The organism is Pseudomonas sp. GW456-12-1-14-TSB6 (assembly GCF_059424205.1).
Window position 1 is genome coordinate 70717 of record NZ_JBWKZE010000020.1, and the last position, 16098, is coordinate 86814.

Here is a 16098-nt window from a genome sequence, read left to right on the forward strand (position 1 = left end):
AAGGAGTCACTGAAGATACCCAGAAGGAGCTCCGCATGGCCTCCGCCAATCCTTACAAATTGTTCGACGTCGTTTTGCGTCACAAGCAGCAGTTGAGCCCGCATCTCATGCGGATCACGCTCGCAAGCCCCACGGTCACCGAGATGGCGACCTGGGCGCCGGATCAGCGAGTGAAGCTGTTTTTTCCTGCCGCAGACGGCTCACCCGCCAGGCTTTCTCAGGGCGAGGGGTGGTACGCCCGTTTCCGCTCGATGCTGATCGATCGTCGCCCGGCGATGCGCACCTACACCATCCGCCACTTGCGTGCCGAAGCAGGCGAAGTGGATATCGATTTCGTACTGCACGGCGAGACCGGTCCAGCCTCCCGTTGGGCCTTGCGATCCCAGCCCGGCGAGTCGATGCAGATTCTGGCCCCCGACAGCCGATTCTCGGCACAAGAGGCAGGGGGATTTGAATGGAAGCCTCCGCAAACGCTCAAGCAACTTTTGCTGGTCGCCGATGCCACCGCCTTGCCGGCCGCCATGGGGATTCTGGAAGAACTGGCGACACTGGCTGAACCGCCGCAGACCCAGGCGTTTTTTGAGGTCGACAGTCGTGAAGACATGTTGGCGGTTCCTGACTGGCCCGGGCTTTTGGTGCAATGGCTGATTCGCGATCAGGCAGTTGCAGGTACGTTGATGGTGGAAGCCGTGCGGCAGGCGACGTTGCCTGTCGATGCATCGCCGGTTGGGCAAGCGGTCGAACTGGCGGATGTCGACATCGAAGAAGAAATTCTTTGGGAGATCGCCGATACGGCCAGCGAGGGATTCTATGGCTGGATCGCCGGCGAATCCGCTGCGGTCATGAGTCTGCGCAAATACCTGATCAAGGAGCGCGGCATCCCTCGCGAGTCGCTCAATCTGATGGGCTACTGGCGTTTCAACAAGTCCGGCGGTTGAGCACAAAAAAGGCCTTGAGTTTATCGCTCAAGGCCTTTTCTTTTGATCAGGCAATCAACCGCAGGCTTTCAGGTTCACCGGGCCGACAAATTCGTTACCGCGTCCCATCACGCACGCCACGCTCTGATTGCGTTGGCGTTCCCAGTCTTGCACTGGATAAGTCTTGTCCCAGGCTTCGTACAATTGCCGATCCTGCTTCGACAAGCGCAAACCATATTGTTTGCTCATGTAAAAGTAGGTACGGGCGATCATGCCGCGGATCGAAGGGCGGGGCATGACCTTCTTCGCCTTGAAGTCGACCTGAGTCAGGCATGAGCCGTACTGACCCTTTTCGACCGGCAACCAACCGTAGCTGAAATTGCTGCGGTCGCCATTCACTTCGCCGATGCTCGGTACCAGGTTGTGCAGGTCGGCTTCGGCTTTCTGATAGCTCGGGTCATAGCGGGTGCAATTCTTGCGACCGCCTTCTTGCCAGCATTGACGCTGATGGCCGAACTGCCAGGCCGGAACAATGTGCTCCCATTCGATGCGAGACGCCCGTTTGGCGTTCTTGCGTGGGACATAGCCGCAGGCGGCCAGATCGACCTTGTTGCCGGTGTATTTGCACCCGCAATAGAACTCGGTGGATTGTGGGGCGTACAGTTTCCAGGCGACCTTCTTGGCCTCGGTGAATGTACGCGGTGCGCCAGCGTGCGCGCCCAGGGAAATGAACAGCAACAGCACAGCAGCAAAACGCAGAATCATTGAATCAATCTTCCTTCGGCACAACCCAGAAAATCTGTACACCGCCATCGTCGCGGTAGGCGAGGGTGACGTTGTCGTTCTCGTCGATCTCTTCCAGCAAGCGCTCCCATTCATCCGCCGGCTCGTCTGGAAGGCGGAAGATCAGCGCGGCTTTGGCTTTTTGTGCGGTAGGGGAGTTGATGATTTTTTGAACGCGCATGCCCATGCGTTCGTAAGCGTCAGGAGCATCAGGGGAAGTGGCCACGAGGTTATCCTTATTAAGCTGTACGTGCATACAGTATTTAACTGTAGGCATTTTCGCAACTGCCTAAAATTCAAGAAAATCCTCTGACAGCGGTTTTCCGGTTTTGATGTCACTCAGGTGAAATTTTTCTTTGGAGGAGGCGCAAGCTTCACCCTTCGTCAAGTTGACGAAGGGTGAAGTCAGTGCCCGATCAGCAATGGATCGGTCGAAGGCAGATCAGTATTCCCAGAACATCCGTTGCAGCTCTTTGCTGTCGTTGGTCTTGGTCAAGGCAACCATGGCCAGGATGCGGGCTTTCTGTGGGTTCAGGTCGTGAGCAACCACCCAGTCGTATTTGTCGTCAGGCTGTTCGGCGTTGCGCAGAACGAAACCACCGGCATTGACGTGAGACGAGCGAATGATCTGCACGCCGTCCTTGCGCAGCGCTTGCAGGGTCGGAACCACGCGGGAGGAAACCGAGCCGTTGCCGGTACCGGCATGGATGATCGCCTTGGCGCCGGACTGGGCGAGAGCCTTGTAGGCTGTGTCGCTGACATTGCCGTAGGAATAGGCGATTTCTACATCAGGAAGGCTCTTGATGTTTTTGATATCGAATTCCGAATCCATGGTGTGGCGCTTGGCTGGCAGGCGGAACCAGTAGGATTTGCCTTCAACTACCATGCCGAGCGGACCCCAGGCGCTTTTGAACGCTTCGGTCTTGATGTTGATCATTTTGCTGACATCGCGACCCGACTGGATTTCATCGTTCAGGGTCACCAGTACGCCTTTGCCGCGAGCCTCTTTGCTGCTGGCGACGGCCACGGCGTTGTACAGGTTCAGCATGCCGTCTGCCGACATGGCGGTGCCCGGGCGCATGGAGCCGACGACGATGATCGGCTTGTCGGTTTTTTCCACCAGGTTAAGGAAGTACGCGGTCTCTTCCAGGGTGTCGGTGCCGTGGGTGATGACGATGCCATCGACGTCTTTGCTGTCGGCCAGTTCGGAAACGCGACGACCCAGTTGCAGGAGGTTTTCGTTGGTGATGCTTTCCGAGGCGATTTGCATGACCTGTTCGCCGCGCACATTGGCCAGCGTGCTCAGTTCGGGAATGCCGGCGATCAATTGTTCGATGCCCACTTTCGCGGCCTGATAGGTCGCGCTGTTGGCTGCGCTGGCGCCCGCGCCGGCAATGGTGCCGCCGGTAGCCAGTACCACTACGTTGGCCAGTTTGGCCTGGGTTTCAGCTTCTTTTGCCTGGAGGGCGGTTGGCAGGAGCAGGAGGAGGGCCAAAGCGCCCGGAACGAAACTCTTCAAAGCAGATGTCATTATTTTTCTCTCTAGTAGTGAGACGGTGCTGATGCAGGTTCATCTAGATGCGCCCCGGGCCGATCTGAATGCCAGGGGTGCAGGAAGGGAGCAGGATCTGTACCAGTCGTACTGTGCTTGAGAGAAATGTTTAACCTCATGATTTAAATCAAGATTTGTTCGAAGGGTGAGTTTGATCCTCCGTCGCTCATCCGGGTTTCCGAACGCGGGCTGTTTTCTCGTTCGGCTCACCGAAAAGGATTACGAGCTCCGTCCACAGGGGGGGCTGGCCAGTTTTCGGATCTGTGCTAAAGAAAGCGGCGCACTGGCCGATGCGCCTTGATAGGGATCCAATTTTTCAGGAGTTCAAATGTCATTGACTATCGGTTTGCCAAATCCCGGCGCGGTTACCATCGGCGGAAAAACAGCCGCTACGATCAATGCCCTGAGCGAGGCCAACGAGCAAGCAGCGGCCGAAGCGCTGGGCAAAGACGCTGGCGATACGAAGCAAGTCAGAACCGGTGGCGGACCCGTGCAGGAAGAGGCGCCGGCCGAGAGCAGTGGCAATCAAAGCATCACGATAAAAATACTGCTCAAACGCATGAAGGAATTGCAACAGCAATTGCAGGAGCAGCAACAGCAATTGGCTGCCGCGCAGGCAGCGAGTTATCCGACCGAAGAAGCCAAGACAACTGTGGTGATGTCGATTCAGGGGCAGATCGCAGACACCAACGCTGCACTCATGGAAGTGGCCGGCAATCTGGTTCGCGAGATGGCCAAGGGGTCTGGCAGTGGCGGTGTGATCAACACGACTGCGTAGGAAAAGGGGCGATGACTATGATTCGCCCTACAAAAAAAGCAGATTTTCAGTCGTTGACAAATGTCGACAGGATTCGCATAGTTCGGTCTACGCAAACGTTTGCGCGGTCTTCGCGGTGAATTGATTTCGTCGTGGGGTGCAGCGAGCTTACGCCAGCGCAAGCGTTGCTCACAATAATCATAAGATCGGAGTGAACCCATGAAGCTGCCATTCGCTGGACGTCTTCTTGCTGTCGCCATGCTGGCTGCCGCATCCGCCGCACTGCCTGTCTCTTCGGCTTTCGCCGAGTCCCCTGAAAAACCCAAAGTCGCCCTGGTCATGAAATCTCTGGCCAACGAATTCTTCCTGACCATGGAAGACGGCGCCAAGGCCTACCAGAAAGAACATTCCGCCGATTTCGACCTGATCTCCAACGGCATCAAGGACGAAACCGATACGGCGGGGCAGACGCGCATCGTCGAGCAGATGATTCTGGCGAAGGTCAACGCGCTGGTTATCGCACCGTCTGATTCCAAGGCGATGGTGCCAGTGATCAAGAAGGCCGTCGATGCCGGTATCACCGTGATCAACATCGACAACCAACTCGATCCGGCTGTGATCAAAAGCAAGAACATCAGCGTTCCTTTCGTAGGCCCGGACAACCGCAAAGGCGCGCGTCTGGTGGGTGAGTACCTGGCCAAACAACTGAAAGCCGGTGACGAAGTCGGCATCATTGAAGGTGTCTCCACGACGACCAACGCCCAGCAGCGTACCGCTGGCTTCAAGGATGCGATGGAGGCTGCACAGATCAAGGTTGTCTCCCTGCAGTCCGGCGATTGGGAAATCGACAAGGGCAACAAGGTGGCCGCTTCGATTCTCAGCGAATACCCGGACGTCAAGGCGCTGCTGGCCGGTAACGACAGCATGGCCGTGGGTGCCGTTTCCGCCGTGCGCGCTGCAGGCAAGGCCGGTCAGGTGCAGGTTGTCGGTTACGACAATATCAATGCCATCAAGCCCATGCTGAAGGACGGTCGCGTTCTGGCGACCGCCGACCAGTACGCTGCGAAGCAAGCGGTGTTCGGTATCGAGACCGCGCTGAAAATCATCAAGGGCGAGAAAGTCGACAGCGGTGCGAATGGCGTGATCGAAACGCCTGTCGAGCTGGTCACCAAGTAAGTCCTTTGGCGACACAATGGCGCTCGTCCGTCCGGGCGAGCGCATGGAGATTTTTATGTCAGTTTCCGCTCCGATCGCTGTCCTCTCGGTCAGCGGTATCGGCAAGACCTATGCGCAACCGGTACTGACCGGCATCGATCTGACGTTGATGCGCGGTGAAGTGCTGGCACTGACCGGTGAGAACGGTGCAGGTAAAAGCACCCTGTCGAAGATCATCGGTGGCCTGGTCACCCCTACCACCGGCCAGATGCAGTTCCAGGGCAAGGATTATCGCCCCGGCAGTCGCACGCAGGCTGAAGAACTGGGTGTGCGCATGGTCATGCAAGAGCTCAATCTGCTGCCGACGCTTTCGGTGGCGGAGAACCTTTTTCTCGACAACCTGCCGAGCAATGGTGGCTGGATCAGTCGCAAGCAACTGCGCAAAGCCGCTATCGAAGCCATGGCTCAAGTCGGCCTCGATGCCATCGACCCGGACACACTGGTCGGCGAGCTGGGCATCGGTCACCAGCAAATGGTCGAGATCGCCCGAAACCTGATCGGCGATTGTCATGTGCTGATCCTCGACGAACCGACCGCGATGCTGACCGCCCGTGAAGTTGAGATGCTCTTCGAGCAGATCAGCCGGTTGCAGGCGCGTGGCGTCTCGATCATCTACATCTCCCACCGCCTCGAAGAACTGGCCAGGGTCGCTCAGCGCATTGCTGTGTTGCGTGACGGCAACCTGGTTTGCGTCGAACCGATGGCCAATTACAACAGCGAGCAACTGGTCACCCTGATGGTCGGTCGCGAGCTGGGCGAGCATATCGATCTGGGGGCTCGCAATATCGGCCCGCCGGCCCTGACGGTCAAAGGCCTGACCCGCTCCGACAAGGTTCGCGACGTTTCCTTTGAGGTTCGCGCCGGCGAGATTTTTGGCATTTCGGGGCTGATCGGGGCTGGGCGCACCGAACTTTTGCGGCTGATCTTCGGAGCCGACGTCCCGGACAGCGGCACGGTGGCGCTCGGTTCGCCGGCAAAAACGGTAAGCATTCGTTCGCCTGTGGATGCGGTGCGCAATGGCATCGCCTTGATCACGGAGGATCGCAAGGGCGAAGGCCTGCTGCTGAGCCAATCGATCAGCGCCAACATTGCCTTGGGCAACATGCCGGAAATTTCCAGCGGCGGATTCGTCAACAACGGCGATGAAACGAAGCTCGCGCAGCGGCAGATCGACGCCATGCGCATCCGCAGTTCCAGTCCGACGCAGCTGGTGTCCGAGCTGTCCGGCGGCAATCAGCAAAAGGTGGTGATCGGTCGCTGGCTTGAGCGCGACTGCTCGGTGTTGCTGTTCGATGAGCCGACTCGTGGTATCGACGTCGGTGCCAAATTCGATATCTATGCCTTGCTCGGCGAACTGACCCGGCAGGGCAAGGCCTTGGTCGTGGTGTCCAGCGATTTGCGCGAGTTGATGCTGATCTGCGACCGCATCGGTGTGTTGTCGGCGGGGCGTCTGATCGATACGTTCGAACGCGACAGCTGGACCCAGGATGACTTGCTTGCCGCCGCATTCGCCGGCTATCAGAAACGTGATGCGTTGCTCAACGAAGCAGCGCCTAGGGATCTCCCATGAAAACTGCATCTTCCGCCGGCAAATCCAGTGGCAATTTCTACGGCCTCGGGACTTATCTGGGGCTCGCCGGTGCGTTGCTGGCAATGATTGCGCTGTTCTCGGTCATGAGCAGCCATTTCCTGTCATACAACACCTTCAGCACCCTGGCCAACCAGATTCCTGACCTGATGGTTCTGGCGGTGGGCATGACGTTCGTCCTGATCATCGGCGGGATCGACCTGTCGGTGGGCTCGGTACTGGCACTTGCGGCCTCCACTGTCAGCGTGGCGATTCTTGGCTGGGGCTGGAGCGTATTGCCGGCTGCCTTGTTGGGTATGGCCGTCGCAGCGTTGGCCGGCACGGTTACCGGCTCAATTACCGTGGCGTGGCGAATTCCGTCGTTCATCGTGTCTCTGGGGGTTCTGGAAATGGCCCGTGGTCTGGCCTATCAGATGACGGGGTCGCGTACGGCTTACATCGGTGACTCCTTCGCCTGGCTGTCGAACCCGATCGCCTTCGGCATTTCGCCGTCGTTCATCATTGCCTTGCTGGTTATCTTTATTGCCCAGGCCGTTCTGACCCGTACCGTGTTCGGTCGCTATCTGATCGGCATTGGCACCAACGAGGAAGCGGTGCGTCTGGCGGGGATCAATCCAAAACCCTACAAGATCCTGGTCTTCAGTCTGATGGGGCTGCTCGCCGGTATTGCGGCGCTGTTCCAGATTTCCCGGCTGGAAGCGGCCGACCCGAATGCCGGTTCCGGCCTTGAGTTGCAAGTCATCGCTGCGGTGGTGATCGGCGGTACCAGCCTGATGGGTGGGCGTGGTTCTGTGATCAGCACCTTTTTCGGCGTGTTGATCATTTCCGTGCTGGCGGCCGGCCTGGCGCAGATTGGCGCGACCGAACCGACCAAGCGCATCATCACCGGTGCGGTGATCGTGATCGCCGTGGTGCTCGACACCTATCGCAGTCAACGCGCAAGTCGACGGGGCTGATAAATGGCAACGATCAAGGATGTGGCGGCACTTGCAGGAATTTCCTACACGACCGTGTCCCACGTAGTAAACAAGACCCGACCGGTGAGCGAAGAGGTGCGGCTCAAGGTCGAGGCGGCGATCAAGAGTCTCGACTATGTGCCGAGCGCAGTGGCCCGATCGCTGAAAGCGAAAACCACCGCCACCATCGGTTTGCTGGTGCCCAACAGCCTCAACCCGTACTTCGCCGAACTGGCGCGCGGGATCGAGGATTACTGCGAGCGTAACGGTTACTGCGTAATTCTCTGCAACTCCGACGACAACCCGGACAAGCAGCGCAGCTACCTGCGGGTGCTGCTCGAAAAGCGCATCGACGGTTTGATCGTCGCGTCTGCGGGTGGCGACAGCGGTCTGGCACAAGGACTGGCCGGCGTGAAGACGCCGATGGTGATCGTCGACCGTGGACTCGAAGGCGTGGACGCCGATCTGGTGCGCATCGATCACGAATATGGCGCGTACCTCGCAACGCGACATCTGCTTGAGCTCGGTCATCGCGATATCGCCACGATCGGTGGTCCGGCCAGTACCAGTGTTGCGCAAATGCGTCAGGCCGGTTTTTGTCGCGCGCTGAAAGAGGCCGGTGTTGAGGTGTCCCCGTCGCGCATGCTGGAAAGCGACTTCACCAGCACTGGCGGTTACAACGCTGCTTCCGTCCTGCTTGAGCGCAATCCGCCGAGCGCGATCTTTGCCGGTAACGACATGATCGGCATCGGTGTGCTGCGAGCCGCGGCCGAGCGCAACGTGCGCGTGCCTGCCGAACTGTCGGTGATCGGTTTCGACGATATCCAGATGAGCCGTTACGTGTATCCCGCGCTGACGACTGTGGGCCAGTCGATCCTGCAACTGGGGGAGATGGCCGCGGAAGTTTTGTTGCGAAGAATTGCCACCCCGGGTCTGGCGACGGATCAGCGGATCGTGACCCCGAGTATTGTCCTGCGCGAATCGACTGCACCGCTGTCCGGCGTGTTCACCGAATACCGCTGAAACGAATTGAAGAGTAGTGATGTATGTCCGCAAATGTAGTGGTAATAGGCAGCCTGAACATGGATCTGGTCACCCGCGCGCCGCGCTTGCCCCGGGGCGGTGAGACGCTGATCGGTCATTCCTTCACTACCGTGTCCGGGGGCAAGGGCGCCAATCAGGCCGTAGCTGCCGCGCGACTGGGTGCGCGGGTGTCGATGGTCGGCTGTGTCGGCAACGATGACTATGGCGTGCAATTGCGCGACGCGTTGCTGGCCGAGCAGATCGATTGTCAGGCGGTCAGCGTGGTGGAGGATTCCAGTGGCGTGGCGCTGATCGTGGTCGATGACAACAGTCAAAACGCGATTGTCATCGTGGCCGGCGCCAATGGTTCGATGACTCCGGCGGTTGTCGACCGGTTTGACGCCGTGCTGCAGGCTGCCGACGTGATCATTTGCCAGCTGGAAATCCCCGATGCCACGGTAGGCCATGCGCTGAAGCGCGGACGTGAACTGGGCAAGACGGTCATCCTTAACCCGGCGCCGGCCAGTCGCCCGCTGCCGGCGGACTGGTTTGCCGCCATCGATTACCTGATTCCCAACGAGAGCGAGGCCGCCGCCCTCAGCGGTTTGCCGGTGGACTCATTGGAGACCGCTGAAAAAGCAGCAGCGCACCTGATGTCACTGGGCGCCGGCAAGGTCATCATCACGCTTGGGGCTCAAGGCTCATTGTTCGCCAACGGCACGGGTTACCGGCATTTTCCTGCACCCAAAGTGAAGGCTGTCGATACCACTGCCGCCGGGGATACGTTTGTCGGCGGATTTGCGGCTGCACTGGCGACCGGCAAAACCGAGGACGAGGCCATTCGTTTCGGACAAGTCGCTGCAGCCCTGTCGGTCACCCGGGCAGGTGCCCAGCCCTCCATTCCTACCACCTCCGACGTACAGGCATTCAAACCCGCATGAAAAAGACTCCTTTGCTCAATGTCGCCCTTTCGCGGCTGATTGCTTCCCTCGGCCACGGCGACATGGTCGTGATCGGCGATGCCGGCCTGCCGGTACCGCCGGGTGTCGAGTTGATCGACTTGGCGTTGACGCACGGCGTGCCGGATTTCGTCAGCACCCTGAAAGTCGTGCTCAGCGAGATGCAGGTGGAAAGCCACGCACTGGCCAAGGAGATTTTCGACAAGCAACCGACTGCGCTGCCCACGCTGGACGAACTGAATGACGAAGGCTCGCTGGGGCGGCGTGACCTGCTCAGTCACGAGCAGTTCAAGGTACTCAGCCGACAGGCACGAGCGATTGTTCGTACGGGTGAATGTCAGCCGTACTGCAACATCGTGCTTGTGGCCGGTGTTACGTTCTAAACAGGGTTCGCCCCTTTTGATTTCATCTGCACAAGGAATGCGCCATGCACCGCTATGCTCAAAAAATGCATCAATTGATTCGGAGTCTGCTGCTTTTGTCCGTGATAACCGCGACCGGCGCCCAGGCGGCGGAAAAGATCGACCTGATCATCGACACCGACCCTGGCGCCGACGACGTGGTCGCCCTGTTGTTTGCCCTGGCCTCCCCGGAGGATTTGAACATTCGTGCGTTGACCACCGTCGCTGGCAACGTGCGTCTGGACAAGACTTCGCGCAATGCGCGGTTGGCCCGTGAGTGGGCAGGGCGGGAAGAGATTCCGGTGTACGCCGGCGCGCCAAAACCGTTGATGCGCACGCCGATCTACGCCGAAAACATCCATGGCAAGGAAGGCCTGTCGGGTGTCACCGTGCACGAACCGAAAAAAGGCCTGGCCGAGGGCAATGCTGTCAACTACCTGATCGACACCCTGAAAAAAGCCAAGCCACACAGTATCACTATTGCGATGCTCGGCCCGCAGACCAACCTGGCCCTGGCGCTGATCCAGGAGCCGGAGATTGTTCAGGGAATCAAGGAAGTAGTGATCATGGGGGGCGCCCACTTCAATGGCGGCAATATCACGCCAGTGGCCGAGTTCAATCTGTACGCCGACCCGCAAGCCGCGGAGGTGGTGCTCAAAAGCGGCGTGAAACTGACTTACCTGCCGCTGGACGTGACCCACAAGATCCTGACCAGTGACGCGCGCCTGAAGCAGATCGCGGCGCTGAACAACAATGCGAGCAAGATTGTTGGCGACATCCTCAACGAGTACATCAAAGGGGATATGGAGCACTACGGCATTCCGGGTGGCCCGGTGCATGACGCCACGGTTGTGGCTTACCTGCTCAAGCCTGAGCTGTTCACGGGGCGTTCGGTGAATGTGGTGGTCGACAGCCGTGAAGGCCCGACCTTCGGCCAGACCATTGTCGACTGGTATGACGGCCTGAAGGCGCCGAAGAACGCTTTCTGGGTGGAGAGCGGTGACGCCCAGGGCTTCTTCGACCTGCTGACCGAGCGTCTCAAGCGTCTGAAGTAAGCGATACGCCCGCAGGTGCCAGCTTGCGGGCTTTTACTCCCTCTCGGTGTCCGATGCCCCTTTGATGTCATCGGGATATTTCTCGAACAGCTGGGCAATGAATGACTGCGCGCCCTGGGTTCCCAGCGACTTCACCAGCAAATCGATAGTGATCAATGCCAATTCCTCCGGACTGCCCGGACTATAGGAACTGTGCCCTTGTGGCCAGGTGGCCTTGATGTCGGCGCTAATGCTTACGGTGGTCATGGCAAGGCTCGGTCGCGAGATCGGATTTTTGAGTTAACCATTTTGTCGAGCGTTTGGCACTGCGACTTAGGCATGAGCGCAGGGCTATGCGACACTTGGTCGTTTCCGCAGAAAACAAGGATTGCGCTGTGCAGATCGATCTGAATAGCCCCGATGGCCTGACCCTTGATGCTGTCCGCCGGATGCTGGCGTCGGCCAGTGATGACGAACATACCCAACTGCGCGTGACCAAGGGCGGGATTGCCTATATCTCTTCGGGTGTCACTGGCGGCCAGGACATCGATGGCCTGCTGTTTCGCTTGGAGACCTGGGCAAAAGGCTCGGGGTATGTGGGAAATGTCGCGGCCAGCGACGAAGTCTGGGTCATGCAGATTTTCAATGCGCTCAAAGACAATTGGCCGAATCCGCCTTACGACTACATTGATGTCTATTGAGCCTTATTAATATTCAGTGACGTTTTACGGGGTGAGATTTCAGGCGTTGCTCAGGCACACTCGGCGTTTTTCCGATCGTGGGGCAGGGGGATGGCTCTCACCGTGAAACCAAACGCCGTATTGGCGGTCGCACGATCTCTGCTCAAAATTGAAATAAGGAGGCTTCATGCCTTGGAAGTTCGCGTCACTGGGTGCACTGATGACCGTTGCTGTGTTGGCGGGTTGCAGCACAACCTCCAGTGAGTCGCAAAAGGATCCAGTGACGACTGAGGCCGGCCTTGGTCGTTGTGAGGCGTCAGCAGCGGAATTCGCTCTCGGCAAGAAAGCTTCGCCGGAGCTGTTGGAGCAGGCACGCAAAAAAGCCGGTGCGCAGAACGCCCGGTTCCTCAAGCCCAATGACATGATTACTTTGGAGTACCGCTCTGATCGCCTCAACCTGAATACCGATCAGAACCTGGTGGTCACCCGCGTCAACTGCGGCTGAATCTGTCGAGCTTTTGTATCACCCATAAAAAACCCCGTCACATGGACGGGGTTTTTTTAGTGCGCCGGGAAATTACTCTGGGCGAACTTGTGCAGCTTGCATACCCTTTTGGCCTTTCTCAGCCACGAAGGAGACGGTTTGGCCTTCTTTCAGGCTTTTGAAACCGTCAGTTTCGATAGCTTTGAAGTGTACGAACAGGTCGTCACCGCCACCTTGAGGAGTGATGAAGCCGAAGCCTTTTTCATCGTTGAACCATTTAACGGTGCCGGTTTGGCGATTAGACATGGTGTATCTCCAAGAAACATATATTTTCAGTAGTACTGTGCTGCTCAGGCCAACTGGGCACACCGGGGTATCATAGTCGAAATGTTTGCTTTGGTAGCCCCCCGGACGTGCTGTTTGCCAATCAGTCGTGTTTTCTTTACTGCCTGTTTCGGCTGGAGGCCCCGGTTTAAAAGGCTTTTCGCGAAAAGTAAAGACAATAAAAAAACCTGTAAAACCTGCATAAATCGTACGAAAAGGCCTGAATCAGATGCCTTTCAGCGGGGCTGGGGGCAGTGAAAAGGCCTGTTTCATCATTTTTTCGCCGGGACGTTGGCCTTGCATTTGGCAATTTGCCCCAGAGCTTTTTGTTGCAGCTCAGGCGTGGCCTTGTTGTCCATCAATGACTGAATGTCGCTGGCCGGATAAGACTTGATGGCATCGGCACCGCACGCGCAGTGGGATTTTGCGGCAGCGGCACCGATTTGCGGAGTGGCCGCCTGGGTGCACTGAGCCATGTATTTCTCACGCTCGCCCTTTGGCCAGTCGGCGTGGGCGCTCAGCGGCAGCAGCAAAACGAGGGGGGCGACTGCAGCAAGCAGGGTATTAAGACGCATGCGAGGATGCTCCTTGTGGGTCAATGTCTTGTTATCTGAGGGCCCAAAGGCCGATCAAGTTCAGCACTCTGGCATAAAACAGACGATTTGCCTCTTGGTAAAAACCAGAGTGCATCGGTGACCATTCATCTGTGCTAGCATGCCTGGCTCGGGCGTTCGCAGGCTCCGGATGACCTTCAGTCCCGGTTGCGGCCGCGCACGAATTTTCTGATTTGAATCCCAGTCACTCTGGTTCGGTTTTCCGGTTGGCCGCAAGGCTCCTGCCGCTGTAAGGCAGGCGTTCGTCATTGAATGGCCTGGACCGGATCTTGTACTGGCTCATCCCAACCCACGTGACCTTTGGTAGGGGTCACCACTAGGAGAGGAGGCGCCATGCCAACTATTACTCTTCCCGACGGCAGTCAACGTTCATTCGATCACCCGGTTTCCGTAGCCGAGGTCGCCGCATCCATCGGTGCAGGCCTGGCCAAGGCCACCCTGGCCGGCAAGGTGAACGGCAAGCTGGTTGACGCTAGCGACATCATCGACAGCGACGCAACGCTGCAAATCATCACGCCAAAGGATGAAGAGGGGCTGGAGATCATTCGCCACTCTTGCGCCCACCTGGTCGGCCATGCGGTCAAGCAGCTGTATCCGACTGCAAAAATGGTCATCGGGCCGGTCATCGACGAAGGTTTCTATTACGACATCGCCTTCGAGCGTCCTTTTACTCCGGACGACATGGCGGCCATCGAACAGCGCATGCAGCAGCTTATCGATACAGAATATGACGTGATCAAGAAAGTCACTCCGCGTGCCGAAGTGATCGAAGTGTTCAAGGCCCGTGGCGAAGACTACAAGCTGCGCCTGGTCGAAGACATGCCGAACGAGCAGGCCATGGGCCTGTACTACCACGAAGAATACGTCGACATGTGCCGCGGTCCGCACGTGCCGAACACACGCTTCCTGAAATCCTTCAAGCTGACCAAGCTGTCCGGCGCCTACTGGCGCGGTGATGCCAAGAACGAGCAATTGCAGCGCGTTTATGGCACCGCGTGGGCAGACAAGAAGCAACTGGCTGCTTACATCCAGCGTATCGAAGAAGCTGAAAAGCGCGATCACCGCAAGATCGGCAAGCGCCTGGGCCTGTTCCATACACAGGAAGAAGCGCCGGGCATGGTGTTCTGGCACCCGAATGGCTGGACGTTGTACCAGGTACTCGAGCAGTACATGCGCAAGGTGCAGCGCGACAATGGCTATCTTGAAATCAAGACGCCGCAAGTCGTTGATCGTAGCCTGTGGGAAAAGTCCGGGCACTGGGCCAACTACGCCGACAACATGTTCACTACCGAGTCGGAAAGCCGCGACTACGCCATCAAACCGATGAACTGCCCGTGCCACGTGCAGGTGTTCAATCAGGGCCTGAAGAGCTACCGCGAGTTGCCGATGCGCTTGGCCGAATTCGGTGCCTGCCACCGTAACGAGCCATCGGGTGCGCTGCACGGCATCATGCGTGTGCGTGCGTTTACCCAGGATGACGCCCACATCTTCTGCACCGAAGAGCAGATGCAGGCTGAATCCGCTGCGTTCATCAAGCTGACCATGGATGTTTACCGTGACTTCGGCTTCACCGATGTCGAGATGAAGCTGTCCACTCGTCCGGAAAAGCGCGTTGGTTCCGACGAGCTGTGGGATCGCGCCGAAGCAGCCCTCGCTGCAGCCCTTGATAGCGCTGGCCTGCCATACGATCTGCAGCCGGGTGAGGGTGCGTTCTACGGTCCGAAGATTGAATTCTCGCTGAAAGATTGCCTCGGCCGCGTGTGGCAGTGTGGTACCTTGCAGCTCGATTTCAACCTGCCTGTGCGTCTGGGAGCCGAATACGTCTCCGAAGACAATAGCCGCAAGCACCCGGTGATGTTGCACCGTGCGATCCTCGGTTCGTTCGAGCGTTTCGTCGGGATTCTGATCGAGCACTACGAAGGTGCATTCCCTGCGTGGCTGGCGCCAACCCAGGCAGTGATCATGAATATCACTGATAAACAGGCAGATTTCGTCGCTCAGGTCGAAAAAACTCTCAACGAAAGCGGGTTTCGTGCCAAGTCCGACTTGAGAAATGAAAAGATCGGCTTTAAAATCCGCGAGCATACTTTGCTCAAGGTTCCATATCTCTTGGTTATTGGGGATAAGGAAGTCGAGATGCAGACTGTCGCTGTGCGTACTCGTGAAGGTGCTGACCTGGGCTCGATGCCCGTCGCCCAGTTCGCTGAGTTTCTCGCGCAAGCGGTTTCCCGGCGTGGTCGCCCAGATTCGGAGTAATTATTATTAAGCGTGAAATGAGACAAGATAAACGAGCTGCACCGAAAGCCCCGATCAACGAGAATATCTCGGCACGCGAGGTTCGGTTAATTGGCGCTGATGGCGAGCAGATTGGCATCGTCTCGATTGATGAAGCGCTTCGTATTGCTGAAGAAGCCAAGCTTGATCTGGTAGAAATCTCTGCCGACGCAGTCCCACCGGTTTGCCGGGTGATGGACTACGGCAAATCGATCTTCGAAAAGAAGAAGCAGATTGCTGCGGCGAAGAAGAACCAGAAGCAGATTCAGGTAAAAGAAATCAAGTTTCGTCCAGGGACGGAGGAAGGGGATTACCAGGTAAAACTGCGCAACCTGGTACGTTTCCTGAGTGACGGGGACAGGGCCAAGGTATCCTTGCGATTCCGCGGCCGTGAGATGGCCCACCAGGAGCTGGGGATGGAACTCCTCAAGCGGGTTGAACAAGACCTGCTCGAGTACGGTTCGGTCGAACAGCATCCTAAGATGGAAGGACGCCAGCTGATCATGGTCATCGCCCCGAAAAAGAAGAAGTAATCAA

General features: G+C 57.7%; 19 protein-coding genes. 13 read left to right on the forward strand and 6 right to left on the reverse strand.

What is annotated here, in order from left to right:
* The first annotated feature begins 35 nt into the window (after window positions 1-35).
* A complete protein-coding gene (locus AC07Y2_RS19045) occupies window positions 36-938 on the forward strand; it encodes a siderophore-interacting protein (protein WP_074687698.1) in 903 nt (300 codons plus the stop codon).
* A 54-nt stretch (window positions 939-992) separates the two neighbouring features.
* Here AC07Y2_RS19045 and AC07Y2_RS19050 read toward each other — a convergent pair whose 3' ends face one another.
* From AC07Y2_RS19050 to AC07Y2_RS19060, 3 genes are all read right to left on the reverse strand, one after another.
* On the reverse strand, window positions 993-1682 hold the full coding sequence (locus tag AC07Y2_RS19050; RefSeq protein ID WP_007956001.1) for an endonuclease: 690 nt from the start codon (window positions 1680-1682) through the stop codon (window positions 993-995).
* Between the two features lie 4 nt (window positions 1683-1686).
* A complete protein-coding gene (locus AC07Y2_RS19055; protein WP_371855269.1) occupies window positions 1687-1956 on the reverse strand; it encodes a DUF1654 domain-containing protein in 270 nt (89 codons plus the stop codon).
* 186 nt (window positions 1957-2142) lie between these two features.
* The gene (locus AC07Y2_RS19060; protein ID WP_007956004.1) at window positions 2143-3231 is read right to left on the reverse strand and encodes an asparaginase; all 1089 of its coding nucleotides are present in this window, start codon (window positions 3229-3231) and stop codon (window positions 2143-2145) included.
* A 349-nt stretch (window positions 3232-3580) separates the two neighbouring features.
* On the opposite strand from AC07Y2_RS19060, the gene AC07Y2_RS19065 reads away from it, so the two are divergent.
* The 8 genes from AC07Y2_RS19065 (at window position 3581) to AC07Y2_RS19100 (ending at window position 11206) form a co-directional block, all read left to right on the forward strand.
* Window positions 3581-4030, forward strand: a complete 450-nt coding sequence (locus AC07Y2_RS19065) for a hypothetical protein (RefSeq protein WP_039771565.1) — start codon at window positions 3581-3583, stop codon at window positions 4028-4030.
* A 198-nt stretch (window positions 4031-4228) separates the two neighbouring features.
* Window positions 4229-5185: a sugar ABC transporter substrate-binding protein gene (locus tag AC07Y2_RS19070; RefSeq protein WP_007956008.1), complete on the forward strand. Its 957-nt coding sequence runs from the start codon at window positions 4229-4231 to the stop codon at window positions 5183-5185.
* Between the two features lie 55 nt (window positions 5186-5240).
* The gene (locus AC07Y2_RS19075; RefSeq protein WP_103386624.1) at window positions 5241-6794 is read left to right on the forward strand and encodes a sugar ABC transporter ATP-binding protein; all 1554 of its coding nucleotides are present in this window, start codon (window positions 5241-5243) and stop codon (window positions 6792-6794) included.
* Entirely contained in the window at window positions 6791-7768 is a 978-nt protein-coding gene (locus AC07Y2_RS19080) for an ABC transporter permease (RefSeq protein ID WP_007956013.1), read from the forward strand. Before AC07Y2_RS19075 ends, AC07Y2_RS19080 begins: the two co-directional genes overlap by 4 nt.
* 3 nt (window positions 7769-7771) lie before the next feature.
* On the forward strand, window positions 7772-8791 hold the full coding sequence (locus AC07Y2_RS19085; protein ID WP_103386625.1) for a LacI family DNA-binding transcriptional regulator: 1020 nt from the start codon (window positions 7772-7774) through the stop codon (window positions 8789-8791).
* Between the two features lie 23 nt (window positions 8792-8814).
* Window positions 8815-9732 (forward strand): ribokinase, encoded by a 918-nt coding sequence (rbsK, locus tag AC07Y2_RS19090; RefSeq protein ID WP_103386626.1) that lies wholly within the window; start codon window positions 8815-8817, stop codon window positions 9730-9732.
* Window positions 9729-10133, forward strand: a complete 405-nt coding sequence (rbsD, locus tag AC07Y2_RS19095) for a D-ribose pyranase (RefSeq protein WP_039771558.1) — start codon at window positions 9729-9731, stop codon at window positions 10131-10133. The genes rbsK and rbsD overlap by 4 nt, the downstream gene beginning before the upstream one ends.
* 44 nt (window positions 10134-10177) lie before the next feature.
* Window positions 10178-11206 carry a nucleoside hydrolase gene (locus tag AC07Y2_RS19100; RefSeq protein WP_039771556.1) on the forward strand — a complete coding sequence of 343 codons (1029 nt, stop codon included), beginning with the start codon at window positions 10178-10180 and terminating at the stop codon, window positions 11204-11206.
* Window positions 11207-11239: 33 nt separating this feature from the next.
* On the opposite strand, the gene AC07Y2_RS19105 is transcribed toward AC07Y2_RS19100, so the two are convergent.
* Window positions 11240-11452 carry a hypothetical protein gene (locus AC07Y2_RS19105; RefSeq protein ID WP_039771555.1) on the reverse strand — a complete coding sequence of 71 codons (213 nt, stop codon included), beginning with the start codon at window positions 11450-11452 and terminating at the stop codon, window positions 11240-11242.
* Window positions 11453-11580: 128 nt separating this feature from the next.
* Here AC07Y2_RS19105 and AC07Y2_RS19110 point away from each other — a divergent pair, with 128 nt between their 5' ends.
* Together AC07Y2_RS19110 and AC07Y2_RS19115 are read left to right on the forward strand one after the other, a co-directional pair.
* Window positions 11581-11886 carry a hypothetical protein gene (locus tag AC07Y2_RS19110; protein WP_007956024.1) on the forward strand — a complete coding sequence of 102 codons (306 nt, stop codon included), beginning with the start codon at window positions 11581-11583 and terminating at the stop codon, window positions 11884-11886.
* A 166-nt stretch (window positions 11887-12052) separates the two neighbouring features.
* Window positions 12053-12370, forward strand: a complete 318-nt coding sequence (locus tag AC07Y2_RS19115) for an I78 family peptidase inhibitor (RefSeq protein ID WP_039771553.1) — start codon at window positions 12053-12055, stop codon at window positions 12368-12370.
* A 72-nt stretch (window positions 12371-12442) separates the two neighbouring features.
* Here the strand turns inward: AC07Y2_RS19115 and AC07Y2_RS19120 are convergent, their stop codons facing one another.
* On the reverse strand, window positions 12443-12655 hold the full coding sequence (locus AC07Y2_RS19120; RefSeq protein WP_007956027.1) for a cold-shock protein: 213 nt from the start codon (window positions 12653-12655) through the stop codon (window positions 12443-12445).
* A 290-nt stretch (window positions 12656-12945) separates the two neighbouring features.
* A complete protein-coding gene (locus AC07Y2_RS19125) occupies window positions 12946-13248 on the reverse strand; it encodes a hypothetical protein (protein WP_039771551.1) in 303 nt (100 codons plus the stop codon).
* 372 nt (window positions 13249-13620) lie between these two features.
* Here AC07Y2_RS19125 and thrS point away from each other — a divergent pair, with 372 nt between their 5' ends.
* Together thrS and infC are read left to right on the forward strand one after the other, a co-directional pair.
* A complete protein-coding gene (gene thrS, locus AC07Y2_RS19130) occupies window positions 13621-15543 on the forward strand; it encodes a threonine--tRNA ligase (protein WP_039771550.1) in 1923 nt (640 codons plus the stop codon).
* Window positions 15543-16094 (forward strand): translation initiation factor IF-3, encoded by a 552-nt coding sequence (gene infC, locus AC07Y2_RS19135; protein ID WP_169432615.1) that lies wholly within the window; start codon window positions 15543-15545, stop codon window positions 16092-16094. Before thrS ends, infC begins: the two co-directional genes overlap by 1 nt.
* Window positions 16095-16098: the final 4 nt, after the last annotated feature.

Coding starts and splice junctions, on each gene's coding strand:
- AC07Y2_RS19100 (WP_039771556.1), top strand. CDS start 10,178: ATGCACCGCTATGCTCAAAAAATGCATCAATTGATTCGGAGTCTGCTG.
- AC07Y2_RS19120 (WP_007956027.1), bottom strand. CDS start 12,655: ATGTCTAATCGCCAAACCGGCACCGTTAAATGGTTCAACGATGAAAAA.
- AC07Y2_RS19125 (WP_039771551.1), bottom strand. CDS start 13,248: ATGCGTCTTAATACCCTGCTTGCTGCAGTCGCCCCCCTCGTTTTGCTG.
- AC07Y2_RS19075 (WP_103386624.1), top strand. CDS start 5,241: ATGTCAGTTTCCGCTCCGATCGCTGTCCTCTCGGTCAGCGGTATCGGC.
- AC07Y2_RS19105 (WP_039771555.1), bottom strand. CDS start 11,452: ATGACCACCGTAAGCATTAGCGCCGACATCAAGGCCACCTGGCCACAA.
- AC07Y2_RS19050 (WP_007956001.1), bottom strand. CDS start 1,682: ATGATTCTGCGTTTTGCTGCTGTGCTGTTGCTGTTCATTTCCCTGGGC.
- thrS (WP_039771550.1), top strand. CDS start 13,621: ATGCCAACTATTACTCTTCCCGACGGCAGTCAACGTTCATTCGATCAC.
- AC07Y2_RS19055 (WP_371855269.1), bottom strand. CDS start 1,956: ATGCACGTACAGCTTAATAAGGATAACCTCGTGGCCACTTCCCCTGAT.
- AC07Y2_RS19045 (WP_074687698.1), top strand. CDS start 36: ATGGCCTCCGCCAATCCTTACAAATTGTTCGACGTCGTTTTGCGTCAC.
- rbsK (WP_103386626.1), top strand. CDS start 8,815: ATGTCCGCAAATGTAGTGGTAATAGGCAGCCTGAACATGGATCTGGTC.
- rbsD (WP_039771558.1), top strand. CDS start 9,729: ATGAAAAAGACTCCTTTGCTCAATGTCGCCCTTTCGCGGCTGATTGCT.
- AC07Y2_RS19085 (WP_103386625.1), top strand. CDS start 7,772: ATGGCAACGATCAAGGATGTGGCGGCACTTGCAGGAATTTCCTACACG.
- AC07Y2_RS19080 (WP_007956013.1), top strand. CDS start 6,791: ATGAAAACTGCATCTTCCGCCGGCAAATCCAGTGGCAATTTCTACGGC.
- AC07Y2_RS19065 (WP_039771565.1), top strand. CDS start 3,581: ATGTCATTGACTATCGGTTTGCCAAATCCCGGCGCGGTTACCATCGGC.
- AC07Y2_RS19115 (WP_039771553.1), top strand. CDS start 12,053: ATGCCTTGGAAGTTCGCGTCACTGGGTGCACTGATGACCGTTGCTGTG.
- AC07Y2_RS19060 (WP_007956004.1), bottom strand. CDS start 3,231: ATGACATCTGCTTTGAAGAGTTTCGTTCCGGGCGCTTTGGCCCTCCTC.
- AC07Y2_RS19070 (WP_007956008.1), top strand. CDS start 4,229: ATGAAGCTGCCATTCGCTGGACGTCTTCTTGCTGTCGCCATGCTGGCT.